Source organism: Butyricimonas paravirosa, assembly GCF_032878955.1.
Taxonomy (GTDB): domain Bacteria; phylum Bacteroidota; class Bacteroidia; order Bacteroidales; family Marinifilaceae; genus Butyricimonas; species Butyricimonas paravirosa.
Map to the genome: position 1 here is coordinate 2,136,153 of NZ_CP043839.1, position 15,290 is coordinate 2,151,442.

Here is a 15,290-nt window from a genome sequence, read left to right on the forward strand (position 1 = left end):
AGCCATGAAAAAAGCAATTGAAATATCAAGAAAAATAGCATCCATCATCTGTGGGATCATTCTATTCACCGCTTGTGATGACTTTTTGGACGAATTACCCTCCAAAAGTACACGTCTACCTGTTAGCACGATTGAACAGTTAGATGCTATCCTAGCTAAATATACTGATTTTTGCGAAGAACCCAATAAAGCTGCACTATGCGGGCATGATGACTACGGATTTCCTGTCGCATTATATGATGCTCAACCGATGTTCTTTCCCGGACCAACCCAAATCCTTCAAAGCTATTTGTGGGACTACGAGAATTTAGCTAATGGAAGTGATGTCTTCTGGGGCGGGGACGGATACAATAAATCAGGCGAATACAGTAAGATTTTCCGGGCAAACATGGTACTCTCTTGCTTGAACGATGTTGAAGGTAGTAATGAAGACAAAGCTAGGCTAAAAGCGGAGGCCCATTTCATTAGAGCTTACAGCCATTGGAATCTTGTAAACACTTATAGTCTACCTTACACGGATGCCACAAAGACTGAACCCGGCATACCTTTGAAAAGATCTACAAGTTTTGAAGAATCCGCAGGAAGAGGAACTCTTGAAGATACATACAAATTTATCGAATCTGATTTACAAGAGGCCCTTAAATGCAAAACCACATTAATACAAGATGGTAAATGTAAACATTGGAGAGCCAACACAGCCGGCATTAACGGTTTCATGGCTCGATATTACCTGAACCGTAATGATTATACCAATGCACTAAAGCATGCAAATGATGCTCTAACAGAATACAGTACATTAGTGGATTACAACACTGAAATGGGTGAGGAAGATTCAATGGGTATAGGAATTAATTTCCCGACCACGTTCGAATGGGATGCCAATATATATACCAAACGGATTGAATGGAAAGAAACACTTTATATGAAATTCCTGTACTCGACAAATGTATCAACTCTATTTTTCCCAAGTGAAGATTTACAGGATTTATATGACACGGAGCATGACCTTCGTTACAAATACCACTTTACTGAAGGAGTGATGGATATGTACCTTTGCGATTACCCTTATCCGGTATACACATTCTTTTCTATGAACCATATTCCTAGCGGACCAACTACCGCTGAGATGTATTTGATCAAAGCTGAAAGTCAAGCACGTTTAGGTGATTACACCCAAGCGATAGAGACTGTAAACACATTAAGAGCTAAACGTATGGTTCCCGGTAAATGGGTAAAGCTTCAAGCAAATAATCAAACGGAAGCCATCCGTCAAATTTTAGAAGAAAGACGTCGAGAAATGCCATTCTCTCAACGTTGGTTCGACCTTCGTAGGCTAAATAACAACGAAGACCCTAATGACGACATCGCAGACGTTACCCGAACATTCTACCGCATCAGTTCCACAGCCATCTATGATAAAGAGGAACCAATTATTTATACATTGAAAAAGAACTCTAGAAAATACGCATTCCCGATCAGAGAGAACGAGATTGAATTATCCAATGGAGCTATGCAACAAAATATTTATTAAAACATTAATGATGAAAAATTTTATAATATACATCGCATTATTCCTTACTTTTGGTTATGCCGGCTGTGGTAAGCCTGCTTGTGTTATACAAGGAAAAATTGAATCAAAATGGAACGGTAAAACCGTGTATTTACAAATCATTGAAGAAGAAAATATGAGACCGCAGTCCATTGATTCAACCATAATTAATCAAGGAGAATTCAAGTTCGCACAAACCTCTGTCTCTCCTCAAACCGCCTTATTGAGTATCATCGAACAGGGGAAACCTGCATGGACAACTCAATTCATATTGGAAGAGGGCAATATCAAGATCACTTCTGACAGTCAGGGGAACACGCTAATTGCAGGAACTCCTAACAACGAACTCTTGCAACAGCATTTCAATCGCTGGTATATTCCCTACAACAAAATGAGGCAATCTTCCGAAGAAATGTACCGTTTGGAACAAGCCGGACAACTAACACGTAACACGCTAGATTCCCTAGACAAAAATAGTCAAAGTTATATGCGAGAAATGCGACTACTTTCGCTAGAATTTGTCAAAGAAAACATTAATAATCCGGCAGGTAAAAGTTTACTCATGGAAATTATGGGACTACCGGATCGCTTACTCGTCGATGTGGTTGAAAAAGCCGATTCAATAAGCCTCCGCCATCCCCTTATGCAACAGATTTCCAAACGGATAAACACGTACAAAGCCGTAGCTGTAGGCAAGATATTCCAAGATGTGATTGCAGTAAACATGCAAGACCAACCTAGCCGTTTATCCGATTATGCAGGTAAAGGTAAATATGTGCTAATTGATTTTTGGGCATCATGGTGTAAACCATGCTGTATTGAAATGCCGGAACTAAAACAACTATATCATCAATACAAGGAGAAGGGTTTGGAGATTGTCAGCATATCTATTGATCAAGACAAAGATGCCTGGCAAAAAAAGATCAAGGAGCTACAAATGAATTGGCCACAAATGATCGATGAAAATAAAGAAGCATCTAAAACATACGTGGTAGGAGCAATTCCTCACACGATATTACTGGATCCAACAGGAGGCATCCTTGCAAAAGACCTAAGAGGAAAAGAATTAGAAGAAAAGATTGCTCAATATTTAAAATAACAGATTTCTTTACATATCATGAAAAAATATATTATTCTGTTCATACTATTCAGTGGAATAGTTAACACGATTCACGCACAAATAAAAATCCAAGGTACAGTCAAACAGCATGAAGATGAAAATATATATCTGTCCTATTGGGTAGACAGAAAAAAACAGATAGATACCGTACAAATAGAAAAAAATGGAAAATTTATCTATCAAAACGAACAATATATACCCGAAATTTTATCTATAGCAGGCGAGGAAATGCCTCTTTACCTACAACCCGGAGATGAAATCAACATGACCGTTAATATGCAAAAAGATGGTGTAAAACGAATCATTTTCAAAGGAGATCGTGCCGCTGAAAATAATTACCAGTATGCCTTCTCTCAACTCGGTCAGTTACGAAAGTGGCTAACATCTGTCGAAAATATTCCTTTCAAAGCATACCAAGTCAAAATAAAAGAAAATGTGAGTGTTGCCGAAGAAAGACTAAAAAGAGTTTCTGATGAGAAATTAAGAAAGACATGGACTCAACTACAAAACGTCGTACCTCTGTATCTCGGATTAGACTACTATCAAACCAATCAAGCCAAAGCTAACACAGATCAAGATTTTATAACTTTCATCCAAAGCATTGACCTGACGGACTCTTGTAAAGCTGACTACAACGTAATTTCCGGAGTTATTCACTGGTATATGGACAAAAGCAACAATTCCAATACAGGCAACACATCAATCCATTATCTAGAGACAATTGAAAATGTGATCTCGGATCAATCAACCAGAAATAGACATACCACAGAATACATGGAATTACAACTGAAAGGAGCAAAAAATCCTAATATTCAAGAGATTTTCGATAAATACAAAGCTATTTGTACAGACACGGCTTTAGTTGCTGGTTGTCAAAAAAAATTGGACGTGTATCTAAATTATTTTAAAATTCGTAATGGAGTAATGGCTCCCGATTTTGAAATGATTGGTATTGATGGTCAAAAAGTTCGCCTATCAGATTTCAAAGGGAAAATGGTTTACATTGACGTATGGGCTACTTGGTGCGCACCTTGCAAAGCAGAAATTCCTCATGTAGCTACTTTACACGAACAATTTAAAGATGATAACAGGATTGAATTTATTAGTATATCAGTTGACACAAAGACAAAAGTTTGGAAAAAAATGGTCGAAGAAAAGGACCTTGCATGGCAACAATTTATTGTAGAGGGAGGAACCGATTCCTTTTTCTATAAAGAATATGCCATCGAATTTATTCCTCGTTTCATGCTAATAGACAAAAACGGAAAAATTGTAGAGGTTAATTACATGAAACCATCCACTCTGGGCTGTGCTGACAACCTAAAATCTCTCTTAAACAAATAAAATACAATTAATCTCAAAAACAGTTTCGATTTAATCTGATGGCTTCAATCATTCTATATTTTGATTCTCAATACTTACAAATTTATTTTTCGTCAAACCAACAATTAAATCGAAACTATTTTCATTTCTATTTTTTCAAAAAAAGCCGGACCGATTACCAGCCCGACTTTTCCTTCAAATAACAACAATTTTAAATATTATAAAACGTGGTGAAAGCTTTTATCACGTAAGCATGGTCCAAAACCCCGCCCGTTTCCCGAACGGAATGCATTGCCCACATGGGATTACCGATATCCACTCCACGCATTTCCATTTGCGATAATAATATATTTCCCAAAGTTGAACCTCCTGCCATATCTGAATGGTTTACAAATTCCTGACAAGGTACCCCCGCCATCTTGCAAATCGTCTTAAACACGGCAGCAGAATCCCCATCCGTGATGTATTTCTGATTCGCATTGATCTTGATTACTGGACCACCATTTATTACCGGGTGATTCGTAGGATCATGTTTCTCCACGTAGTTCGGGTGAAGAGCATGGGCCATATCCGCAGAAATCATGAACGAATTATGAATTGCTCGATACAAATCTTCTGGTTTACCTCCCAAGCCAAAAACGATACGTTCAACAATCGTTCTCAAAATCGGAGAACCAGCACCCTGTTTCGTTCCACTTCCCACTTCTTCATTATCAAAAATAGCAAGGATTTTTGTCTTACGACATTTCTCTGAAGCCACGAATGCTTTTAACCCGGCATGAGCCATGGCTAAATCATCCAGCTTGCCACTTGAAATGAATTCCTCGTTCGCCCCGAACAAACAGCCTTTCTCGTATTCATATAGAGTTAAGTCAAAATCAAGTATGTCTTCCTGACTTACACCCATCTCTTCCGCAATAAGTTTAACCAAGTAATTATCTTTTTCGAAAGTCTCATTTATCATGGCAATCACGGGAAGCATATCCTTCTGCTTGCTCAATGGGTTTCCCTGATCGTTCACGGCACGGTTAAAATGGATGGCAATGTGAGGAATAACCATTAATGGACGCTTGAAATTCACGAACTGAGTCGCAGGTTTCAACGGATTCAAACTACGCAACATGACCCGTCCAGCCATGGACAATGGCCTATCAAACCACGTGTACATAATGGGCCCACCATACACTTCCGTGTTTAACTTCAAATATTTCCCGGCAACAGGCATTGCTGCATTCGGTTTGATTTTAAACGTCGGAGAATCACTGTGGGCACAAATAATCTTGAACCCTTCTTCAGCGATCTCCCCGCTACCTATCTCGAAAGCAAAAAGGGAAGAGTGATTTTTCGTCACGAAATATTTACCTCCTTTTTCTATTTGCCATGCTTCACCAGAGAAAAGTTGCTTATAACCATTACCAAGTAATTCTTTTTTGGCATTTGCCACAGCATGAAAGTTCGTCGGACTCTCATGTATAAACTCGACTAATTCTTTCGCGTATTGTTTTTCCATTATATCTTGTTTTTTTATTTCATTTCTTCGAGCCCCAAGATAATCATTTTTTACCACACTTTTTGCCTTGAAATCTAAAAAAGTCTTGTTTCCTTCTTTAATTTCGTCGTAAACACGTTTACCAAACATAACAAAGGGAGGGCTTATCATATTCTGTTTATTATACCGAACCTCCCCTCCTGTCTCCGCATTTACCACACAACCACCAGTTGCTTCAACAAGCACTTGTCCTGCAGCAACATCCCATTCCGAACATTTCCCGAATTTAGGACATATATCCACCTCTCCTTTAGCAAGAAGGCAATGTTTTGATGATGCTCCTAACGGGACAAGTTCAACATCATGGCCCAGAGATTTCAAATAATCGACATACCGTAGTTCCCATTCTGTTATATGAAAACGGCTGACAGCCACTCTCAACTTTGAACTTTTTTCCCCGATTCCCGACAATGCTTCTTCCTTTCCTTTTTTTACTATTCCTTTCTCCCCGCTTGCAAAAGCCCATAAAATCTCACCATCACACACGCTATTAATCATCCCGAATACGGGTTTTCCCTTTTCGACAAGAGCAATATTAATACAAAAACGCCCATTCCGATATATAAATTCCTTTGTACCATCCAGAGGATCAATAATCCAAGCATACACCCATTTCTCTCTTTCTTCATAAACCGGTAATGACGCCTCTTCGCTAATCACCGGAATCTCCGGATATAACTTTTTCAAAGCACTTGTAATATACTCACTCGAAATTTTATCCGCTTCTGTCACGGGTGTATTATCTCCCTTTAGCTCTACATTAAAATTTCTCTTATCATACACCTCTTTTATCAACACTCCCGCTTGTTCAATAATACACTGAATATCTGACACTTTTATCCTATCTACCATAATAATTAATTCATCTTAAACGATTTGTTAAACTTACAAATAAAATTCATTTTATAGGCCATACACTAACAAGAAATTAACAAAAATACATCTGCATTCACACGACAAAAATACCATCGTCACTATGAATTAATCAGTTACAATGGAATACAGTTATAATCACTCAAAATATAGCTTTAGAGGCACGAGAAGATTAACTAACATTAACCCAATTAATAGCTTTTATTAACAATAAAAATTGGTCTATATACAACAGGCGCTTTATCTTTGCACCGTCTTTAAGAGATTGAAGATTTTTCATAAGTTTGTATGGTTTAGGTTAGTAGTTAGTAATGTAATCTTAAGAGTCGACATTCCCCGTCGGCTCTTTTGTATTTAAAGACGAAAGATACTATTATTTTTGCAGAAACAAAAGTTAACAATTATGAATGGAATCATCGAAATTGAAGGAATGGAATTTTTTGCCTTCCACGGATGTTATGAAACGGAACGTGTCGTGGGAAATAAATTCATGGTTTACGCCCGTATCGAAACAGATTGCAGCAAGGCTGCCCAAACAGATAACATCGCAGATGCATTAAGTTATCTCACCGCATACGAGATTATCGCCAAAGAAATGATGATTACCTCACACTTGTTGGAACACGTGGCCAAAAGAATGATCGACGCACTCTATAATGCCTTCCCACAAATTTCTCATGTAACTATCAAGGTTTCAAAACTAAACCCTCCACTAGGAGGAAAAATCGCAGCCACGAGTGTTACTTTATCAAAATAAATTGTAGCAAGGTATTGCAAAATCCAAAATATCACCTTATCTTTGCCACGCAAAATCGCAATAGGGTCGGTTGGCCGAGCGGTTAGGCAGCGGTCTGCAAAACCGTGTACAGCAGTTCAAATCTGCTACCGACCTCAGGAAATCAGTCACTTACGAAGTGGCTGATTTTTGTTTATGGAGTGTTTAGGACCCTAATTCTCTTGTAACCATCACCAATACCGTTACCTATTTTCCAGTCTATACATCCAAGAAAATTCTCGAATATACAAACAAAACATATTTATTTACGTTCATACTTAACAAAACATTTATAATATTAGCAAGCATGAAAAAGAAAAGAACTAATCCCTGGACTATTATCGGAATTGCTATCGCCATCATTCTATTAATATACTGGCTATTAACAGCAACCATATTAGAAGAAGACGAAAACGTGATTCCCATTCTAGACGGAACAGAGCAGGTAATCCCTTAGGATTCCTGCTTTTCTTCTTATTTTCGAATATCTACATTTATCTTTTTAGAAATTATCGTGTCAATAGATATTCTCCCCGCACCTGTGAAAAATAATAGGATATAGATACCTAAATATAGTAAAGGTAATTCTTTCATCTGAAATGGATCACTGGCATGAACGACAAATATAACCACTAGCATAGAAAACACCAACGGGATTGTAGCTAACCGAGTGAAAGCTCCCACGATAACGAACAAAGAACACCCAACTTCAGCTCCAATAATTAAAATCAACGACAATGTACGTCCTAAACCAATAGGATCTGGGAATGTAGCAGACAACTCGGAGAACGACGTTAATTTGGCTAAACCATGAGTTAACATGGTTATCCCAACAAATACACGCAGAATTAACAATCCCAAACTTAAAAACTTTTGATTGGGGGCAATTATAGACGAAATCACTTTTTTCATAACAACATTTTAAAGATTTAAATACAATAGTATTAACGTAACACATTTTATTAATGTTACATTTTAAGTATGAATTTATAAATATAGCTGTTTTGTAAAATAAATCGTAGTTTCGCGGAAAGAAATCTAAGATCATGATTATAGTTATTAGCTTGATGATTTGCGGCATTATTTTAGGATATGCCTTTAAAGAGAGAAATTTGAAGTTTGTACAAAAACTTATTAATTATGCTATATTTCTCCTCTTATTTCTTTTAGGCATCACGGTTGGTGCTAACGGAGACGTGATGAATAATCTCGACTCTATTGGATCAGATGCCTTACTTATTACCCTCGCAGCAGTCACTGGAAGTGTATTATGCGCATGGGGTGTTTATCGTTTTTTCTTCATGACCACCAAATAAATACATTTACATGAAAGGTAGTATAATTATTGTTTCTTTCTTTGTCGTAGGAGTATTACTTGGACGATTCGTTGACATTCCAAACTTGTTAACAGCAGAGGAGCCCACGCTCTACGCACTGTATGCACTCATGTTCCTCGTAGGAATCAGTATTGGGAGTGATAAAAAAGCTTTAGAAGCACTAAAACACCAGAACTTTAAAATTGTCCTAGTACCATTGGCAACCATTATCGGAACTCTAGCCGGCTCCGCTTTAATCAGCCTAGTTATTAGTGGTAAAAGCCTTACCGATTGTCTTGCGGTGGGCTCTGGATTTGGATATTATTCCCTTTCTACTATTTTTATCACTCAATATAAAGGAGCAGAACTAGGTACGATTGCCTTGGTGTCTAATATTCTCCGTGAATTAATTGCTCTATTAGCCGCTCCTTTGCTCGTTCGCTATTTTGGTAAACTAGCCCCTATTTCCGTGGGAGGAGCAACCACCGCAGACACCACACTTCCAATTATCACAAAATTTTGCGGGAAAGAATTTGTAATCATATCAATCGTTCACGGAATTACGGTCGATTTAAGCGTCCCATTTCTAGTAACATTTTTTTGTACAATATAAAACAATTAACTATATACCAAGAATATACTCCCAATCAATATTCAAACTCGACCTATTATTAAACGTTCATTTTTTGATATCAAAAGTAATAAAAATAACTTTCTCTCCAATTTAACGCATCGTTTTTTTATTAATTGATAATTAGATAGTTCAAAAAACATTTTTCCAAACAAACGGAACCATCTCATATATTAATAAACGAACTATTATAGAGAAAATAAGGCTACATAAACTTAATGAAAAGAAGAGATATTATTAGAGGGATACAAAAAGAGGACTGAATAACATTTTATTGTTAGACAGTCCCAACTTTATACACAAAACTATCTTACCAAATCATACTTCTGATCCATCCCTCGTTCATTAATATTAATCCCTTCTTTCATCCAGCGAGGCATCGGGATATCTTTCAAATAATGATCAAAGAACTGTTGCAGACGAATCGTCCAATCCACTTCAGCCGGACGTGAAGTTAAAAAATGTCCTTGTCCCATATAATTCAACATCCAAACCGGACGCTGCAAACGCCTCAAAGCTAAAAAAAGATTACGTCCATCATAAAATGAGACAGCCTCATCTTGATCACAATGAAAAATCAAAACCGGAGTATGTATCTTATCGGCAAAAAGTAAAGGAGAATTAGCAATATAGCCATCTAAATCTTCCCATAAGGTTGCTCCCATACGACATTGCCAGTCCTCAAACATAAACATATTCGGCTGACCGTTTCCTTCACGAAGAGCCGTATACACAGAGGTTAAATTCACTGTCGCCGCCCCAATATTCACGCATTTAAACAAATTTGTTCTAGAGACGAGATAAGCAACTAAAAAACCCGACCAACTATGTCCCTGTAAACCGACACGACACGAATCAATAATTCCTCTATCCGCCAATGCCCGAGTTCCACTAACGACTGCATCATAAGCACTCTCGCCCGGTTTTCCAATCTCGATATAAACGTCTGGCTGAAAAACAACATATCCCCTGCTAACATACGTTGGAATATCTATCATAGCTTGACTCAATCCGGGTACGGGATGTATATGTAATTCCGAAGAATGTGTTTCATAAAAAGTAACAATAGTCGGATAACTTTCATTCTTATCGTATCCATCAGGCAAATAAAGGATTCCTTGATTATTTTTACCCTTGTAATTTGTCCATTCCACCAATTGAGCAGAACCCCATTTATAATTACATTGCTGGGGATTAACGTCAATAACCTTTCTTAGACGACGCCCTTGTCCATCACATACCCACAAATCTCGATCATCTGTATAACTCTGTTTCATGCACAACATAGTATTGGCATTTTTTGCCTCTTGAACAACAGAAAAAGCAAAATTCCCTTGAACCAACGGAATTAACTTCCCATTGGCAGATAAATTACCCAACCCTTGATTCTTATTTTTCCAATCAAACATCTCCACCTTATTATCCCGTGATAAATCAACGGATAACCCATTTCTACCGGGATCTAATAACCGCAATATGGTATTATTCTCACGTCCTTCTCCCTTTGTCCAACAATACGATTTCTGAATTTCATCCAAATGAATGACCCATATATCAAAACGATCATAAACAATCGCATTCTTCCCATCCCTGCTCCATCCTGCCAAACCATAGGGAGGTGCTGGATTAGGACGATCATATAGCTCATCATACAAAGCAAAGGGGATAACATCTGTTAATATATTTTGTTGCTTTGTCAATGGATCTACAACAACCCACGACAATTTCGTATTATCAAAATAAAGAAGATGATTTCCTTGGGGACTCCAATGAACAGACCGTGTCAATTCTTTCGCCAACAAATGATGATCCCCATTTCTCAAATCCACCAGGTAAAGATCAAAACGTTGATCATGCCTCCAATCCTTCTGCCCTAAATAAGGCTTTTCATCTTTTTCATAAGCAAAAATAGGATTCTCTCCTTCTGCAACATATAGCCCCGAATGATTCTCCTCGCAAATTTTATAATCTTTCCCGTTTTCTCTATCATATAAATACATTGCAGGCTGAGACCGCTTTTTATAAAAACCTCCTTTAGCCTGTTCAGAAGGGACCACCGGATCATGCCAACTCCAAAGCTCCAATTGAAAACTTTCATCCTTCACTTGCTTTTTAGCTTTAACCCTTTGTACTCCTTCTTTCCGATACATAAATCGTTTATTTCCTTCGAGGAACTGTATTGAATATTTATCTAATGACAATTGTGCCATTTGTTCAGCTCCAAGAATCTTTTCTACATTTCCATCCGTCAAAGAAAAAGTGTAATAATCTTGTTTCTCTTTATCATTTGTGTCTGTACAAACAAAAAAATTCCCTTCTAGTTTCCCCTCATAAAAATAAAAGTTATCTAAACTTCTCGTTTTATCCACATAGAGCACTTTCCCCTCGCTATTCCCGTCTCCTCCATAACGCAACACGTATCCTTGATCTTCTTGATGCACGCAAATCACCTTCCATTGGTCACCATATAAACAATATTGGAGAACACCGGTTAATATCGTACTGTCACGCTCGGCCACATTCAAAATAATCAAGCGATCATCCTCCTTGTAGGCCACCTGTGGAACAACGTAATTCAATTCTGCATCCGCATGTATATGAATCTCAAACCCATCTTTTAATCGATGAGCGACACGAACACTTGTTCCATCCCCTCCTATTCTGAAAAAAGCAATCCAATTTCCCCCCGCAAAAAATTCGGGAGAATCAATATCCCTTAAGATACGGATTCTCCCTGACTTTAATTCATAAAAATAATAGGTATTGCAAATAAGACTATTTAACGAGTCATTATCATAAAACATGTATCGAAACTTTACCCATGCTCCGTTATTTGCTAATTCATAATTATCAACACGTCGCCATTGCTTATAAGCTTCTTCATCTAATTCTCTCTTTTGAGAATAACCAGACAACGTTATCACAAATAAAACAATTGAAATAAAAATAACACGATACATATTCATCTGTCTATCACAATAAAAAACTACTTCTGAGCATTAACACGTTCTTTGATAACCTTTGAATTCAAGTACAAAAAGGCCAGACGGGGGTTCGCCTCTTGCACAACCAAACATAAAGAATCGGTGGTTAATTGACCTATCTTCTCTTTTGTTGCATACTCGGTCTTGCTTCCATCCTCTGTAACCTCCAATCCTTTCACGATAAGATAACCATCTTTTATTTCCCAAGATTTCAATTCCAAAGAAGGAATATTAATTGACTCACAAACACCACCTTTTTTGAAATTAAAACCTTTCAATTCGCCTGTAGATTGATATGTATACGGATTACACCATTCACCGACAATTGCTTTTTCCATTTCCTTTTGAGGATCACTTGCACAAGCAAAAGCAAACAAAATCAAACTAATACATAATAACTTTTTCATTTTTTCCATTTTAAATTTAAATTATATTTATCTAAACACATGATTTATTTCACAAAGTCATATTTCTGGTCAACCCCACGCTCATTCACATTAATTCCTTCTTTCATCCAACGAGGCATCGGAGTATCTTTCAAATAATAGTCAAAAAATTGTTGCAGACGAATTGTCCAGTCAATCTCTGCCGCCTTATTATAAAGGAAATGTCGGTCTCCCTTGTAATTCAACAACCACGCAGGTTTATGCAACCGTCTCATTGCCAAGAAAAGATTTAACCCTTCGGAATACGGCACCGCCTCATCCCCATCACAATGAAATATTAACAATGGAGTCTGAATCTTATCCGCATAAAAAATTGGCGAATTCTTAATATATGCCTCCGGATCATCCCAAAGTGTCTTTCCCATCCGGCTTTGCGTTTCCTCGTACATAAACATTCGAGGCATACCACTTCCCGTTCGGATACCAGTGTAAGCTGAGACCATATTAGACACGGCAGCTCCCGGACTAGCACATTTAAACATATTGGTTCGTGTCACCAGATAAGCGACCTGATAACCAGACCAGCTATGCCCTTGTACTCCAATGCGATCCTTATCTGCAATACCACGATCAATCAACATTTGAGCCCCACTGACCACCACATTATAACAACTTTCACCTGGGGTTCCTACAGTAAAATGTACATCTGGCATAAACACCACATATCCGTTACTCACATAAGTTACCGTATTAATCATCGCACTACTCAATGAGGGAAGTTGGTAAGTATGAATATCTCCTGTGTGAGTCTCGTAGAAATTTACAATTACAGGATAACGTTTCGTTGAATCATAATTCTCTGGTAAATACAACAAACCCCGATTCGATTTTCCCTCAAAATTCGTCCACTCTACCAATTGCACGCTTCCCCACAAATAATTTTCTTGCTGAGGATTCGTGTTCGTTATTCGTACGGGATGTGTGAAATCATTCTTACTCCACCAAAGCTCCCGGAATTCTGTATAGCTTTGTCGAGTAAACAGATAAAATTTACCATCCTCAGACTGTTGGTTAAAATACAAATCATAAGCTCCAGACATCCGTTTTTTTACTTTCCGGTTAGGTGTCAACACATAAACACCTTGATCCAAAGTCTTCCGATCCAAACCACGCAATAAAATATCCTGTTTCGGATTAATCCAACGTATCTCTCGATTCGCTTTCAACAAACGCAAAGAAATACCATGTTCTCGTCCCCAACCATCCGTTAATGAATACGTGGGTTGTTTACCAGTAAGATCCACCACCCACATATCATATTTATCATACAGGACAACTTGATCTCCACCTGCCAACCAACCTACAATACCATAAGGAGCCGCAGGTTTCGGTAAGTCATGCTCTTCATTATACACTGCAAATCCTATCGGTGTCGAAACATCTGTCAATTCTCCCGTTTCCGGATTCAACTTATACCATACCTTCTTCTCGGCATGATACAGCATGGCATATTTTCCATTCGGACTCCACACGGGCCGTTGCCGAAAATCTTTAAATAATAATGTCCGTTCACCCGTTTCCAAACTTACTAAATACAAGTCAGCCGTTACACCATCCCGCCAATCTGTAAGCGCCCGATAAGGAGTTTCATCTGCAATAATAACATGACTATACTCGTCACAATCCGGCTGATACATTTGATCCATATGGGGTGGGGCCACTAGGACGCATTTTTTTGTATCCACATGGTACACGTATTTAGGCACCTTCCGTCTACCTCCCCCTGATCCATACGACTGTCTACTCTGTGAAACTTCATCATCCCATTTCCACAACTCCAACTCAAAACTCTTATCCGGTTTCGCTTTCGGCTTCCGTGCCTCCGACTGCTGTAATCCCACGTCCACGAATATATATTTTCCATTATTGAAAACAGAATAAATTCCTCCCCGAACTTTATACTCATCCGACACAATCACCTCTTTTGTGTCCATCACCAACCGATACTTCCCATCTACCACTGAAAACATATATAACAAATCCGGTTCACTCAAATAAGAAGAATCCGAAGCCACCGAGAACACGCCTTCCAGCCCCCCTCGGTTCAGAGAAAAATTAGTAACAACAGCCTTTTCGTCATCATAGATAACCCGATGTTGCCCTTGTACCGGCCCCACTCGTAAAGATTTCTTCCCGTTAGCATTTTGAATGTAAGCCACAGATTTATAATCATCTGCAGAAAAATAGTTTTCCACACTATCTATTCGTACAGAATCTCCTGTCTCGAAATTCCAAACAATCAACCGACGAAGTGCCCGGTTCTTACCCTTCTGATCAATCGGGTAGGAATAAGAAATCAAGGGAGAATTGGGAGACTCTCGAAAACCATAAGGTTTATCCCAACAAGTCTTTCTCATATCCTTCAAGGATAGCAAGAAAAGAGAATCTTTTTTTTCTTTCAACGTATCAAGTGGAGAAGGCTGTACCACGTACCTCAGTCCCTTTCCCCGGTTAAAAAAACTCACCTCCCGAACATTCGGCAACTCATATACCTTACCAGACGTCATGTTTCGTAAATAAGTAACAGGAACATCCTTATCATGTCCTTCCTGATCAATATAAACAAAACGATAAGTTACCCATTTCCCATCCTCCGACATCTGTTGCCCCTCCACTCTTCGCCACAATTTATAAGCCTCCATATCCAAAGGCTTTTTTTGAGACATACAGTCTGCAATTCCAATAAATAGCAGACTGCATAAAAACATAATACCTTTACTCATT

Annotated in this window: 12 protein-coding genes and 1 tRNA gene; 8 read left to right on the forward strand and 5 right to left on the reverse strand. The window is 38.2% G+C overall.

Annotation, left to right across the window (positions count from 1 at the left end; genetic code table 11):
• The first annotated feature begins 4 nt into the window (after positions 1-4).
• From F1644_RS08955 to F1644_RS08965, 3 genes are read left to right on the forward strand one after another with little or no spacing between them, the layout of a single operon-like run.
• A complete protein-coding gene (locus F1644_RS08955) occupies positions 5-1,531 on the forward strand; it encodes a RagB/SusD family nutrient uptake outer membrane protein (protein ID WP_087422661.1) in 1,527 nt (508 codons plus the stop codon).
• Positions 1,532-1,541: 10 nt separating this feature from the next.
• Entirely contained in the window at positions 1,542-2,648 is a 1,107-nt protein-coding gene (locus F1644_RS08960; protein ID WP_158571956.1) for a TlpA disulfide reductase family protein, read from the forward strand.
• An 18-nt stretch (positions 2,649-2,666) separates the two neighbouring features.
• Positions 2,667-4,013 (forward strand): TlpA family protein disulfide reductase, encoded by a 1,347-nt coding sequence (locus F1644_RS08965; protein ID WP_118305149.1) that lies wholly within the window; start codon positions 2,667-2,669, stop codon positions 4,011-4,013.
• Between the two features lie 190 nt (positions 4,014-4,203).
• Here F1644_RS08965 and F1644_RS08970 read toward each other — a convergent pair whose 3' ends face one another.
• Complete coding sequence (locus F1644_RS08970) at positions 4,204-6,393, reverse strand: M18 family aminopeptidase (protein ID WP_087422664.1); 2,190 nt, start codon at positions 6,391-6,393, stop codon at positions 4,204-4,206.
• Between the two features lie 424 nt (positions 6,394-6,817).
• On the opposite strand from F1644_RS08970, the gene folB reads away from it, so the two are divergent.
• The 3 genes from folB to F1644_RS08985 all read left to right on the forward strand — a co-directional run bounded on the left by folB (position 6,818) and on the right by F1644_RS08985 (position 7,646).
• A complete protein-coding gene (gene folB, locus F1644_RS08975) occupies positions 6,818-7,171 on the forward strand; it encodes a dihydroneopterin aldolase (RefSeq protein ID WP_087422665.1) in 354 nt (117 codons plus the stop codon).
• 64 nt (positions 7,172-7,235) lie between these two features.
• A tRNA-Cys gene (locus F1644_RS08980) sits at positions 7,236-7,306 on the forward strand.
• Between the two features lie 190 nt (positions 7,307-7,496).
• Positions 7,497-7,646, forward strand: a complete 150-nt coding sequence (locus tag F1644_RS08985) for a hypothetical protein (protein ID WP_168044555.1) — start codon at positions 7,497-7,499, stop codon at positions 7,644-7,646.
• Between the two features lie 17 nt (positions 7,647-7,663).
• Here the strand turns inward: F1644_RS08985 and F1644_RS08990 are convergent, their stop codons facing one another.
• Complete coding sequence (locus tag F1644_RS08990; protein WP_087422598.1) at positions 7,664-8,101, reverse strand: DoxX family protein; 438 nt, start codon at positions 8,099-8,101, stop codon at positions 7,664-7,666.
• A gap of 134 nt (positions 8,102-8,235) precedes the next feature.
• Here F1644_RS08990 and F1644_RS08995 point away from each other — a divergent pair, with 134 nt between their 5' ends.
• Both F1644_RS08995 and F1644_RS09000 read left to right on the forward strand, forming a co-directional pair.
• Positions 8,236-8,505 (forward strand): LysO family transporter, encoded by a 270-nt coding sequence (locus tag F1644_RS08995; protein ID WP_087422597.1) that lies wholly within the window; start codon positions 8,236-8,238, stop codon positions 8,503-8,505.
• 10 nt (positions 8,506-8,515) lie between these two features.
• On the forward strand, positions 8,516-9,118 hold the full coding sequence (locus F1644_RS09000; protein WP_087422596.1) for a LysO family transporter: 603 nt from the start codon (positions 8,516-8,518) through the stop codon (positions 9,116-9,118).
• A gap of 323 nt (positions 9,119-9,441) precedes the next feature.
• Here F1644_RS09000 and F1644_RS09005 read toward each other — a convergent pair whose 3' ends face one another.
• The 3 genes from F1644_RS09005 to F1644_RS09015 form a co-directional block, all read right to left on the reverse strand.
• The gene (locus F1644_RS09005) at positions 9,442-12,060 is read right to left on the reverse strand and encodes a S9 family peptidase (RefSeq protein ID WP_158571958.1); all 2,619 of its coding nucleotides are present in this window, start codon (positions 12,058-12,060) and stop codon (positions 9,442-9,444) included.
• Between the two features lie 62 nt (positions 12,061-12,122).
• On the reverse strand, positions 12,123-12,527 hold the full coding sequence (locus tag F1644_RS09010; protein ID WP_087422609.1) for a lipocalin family protein: 405 nt from the start codon (positions 12,525-12,527) through the stop codon (positions 12,123-12,125).
• Positions 12,528-12,571: 44 nt separating this feature from the next.
• Entirely contained in the window at positions 12,572-15,289 is a 2,718-nt protein-coding gene (locus F1644_RS09015; RefSeq protein ID WP_118305147.1) for a S9 family peptidase, read from the reverse strand.
• Position 15,290: the final 1 nt, after the last annotated feature.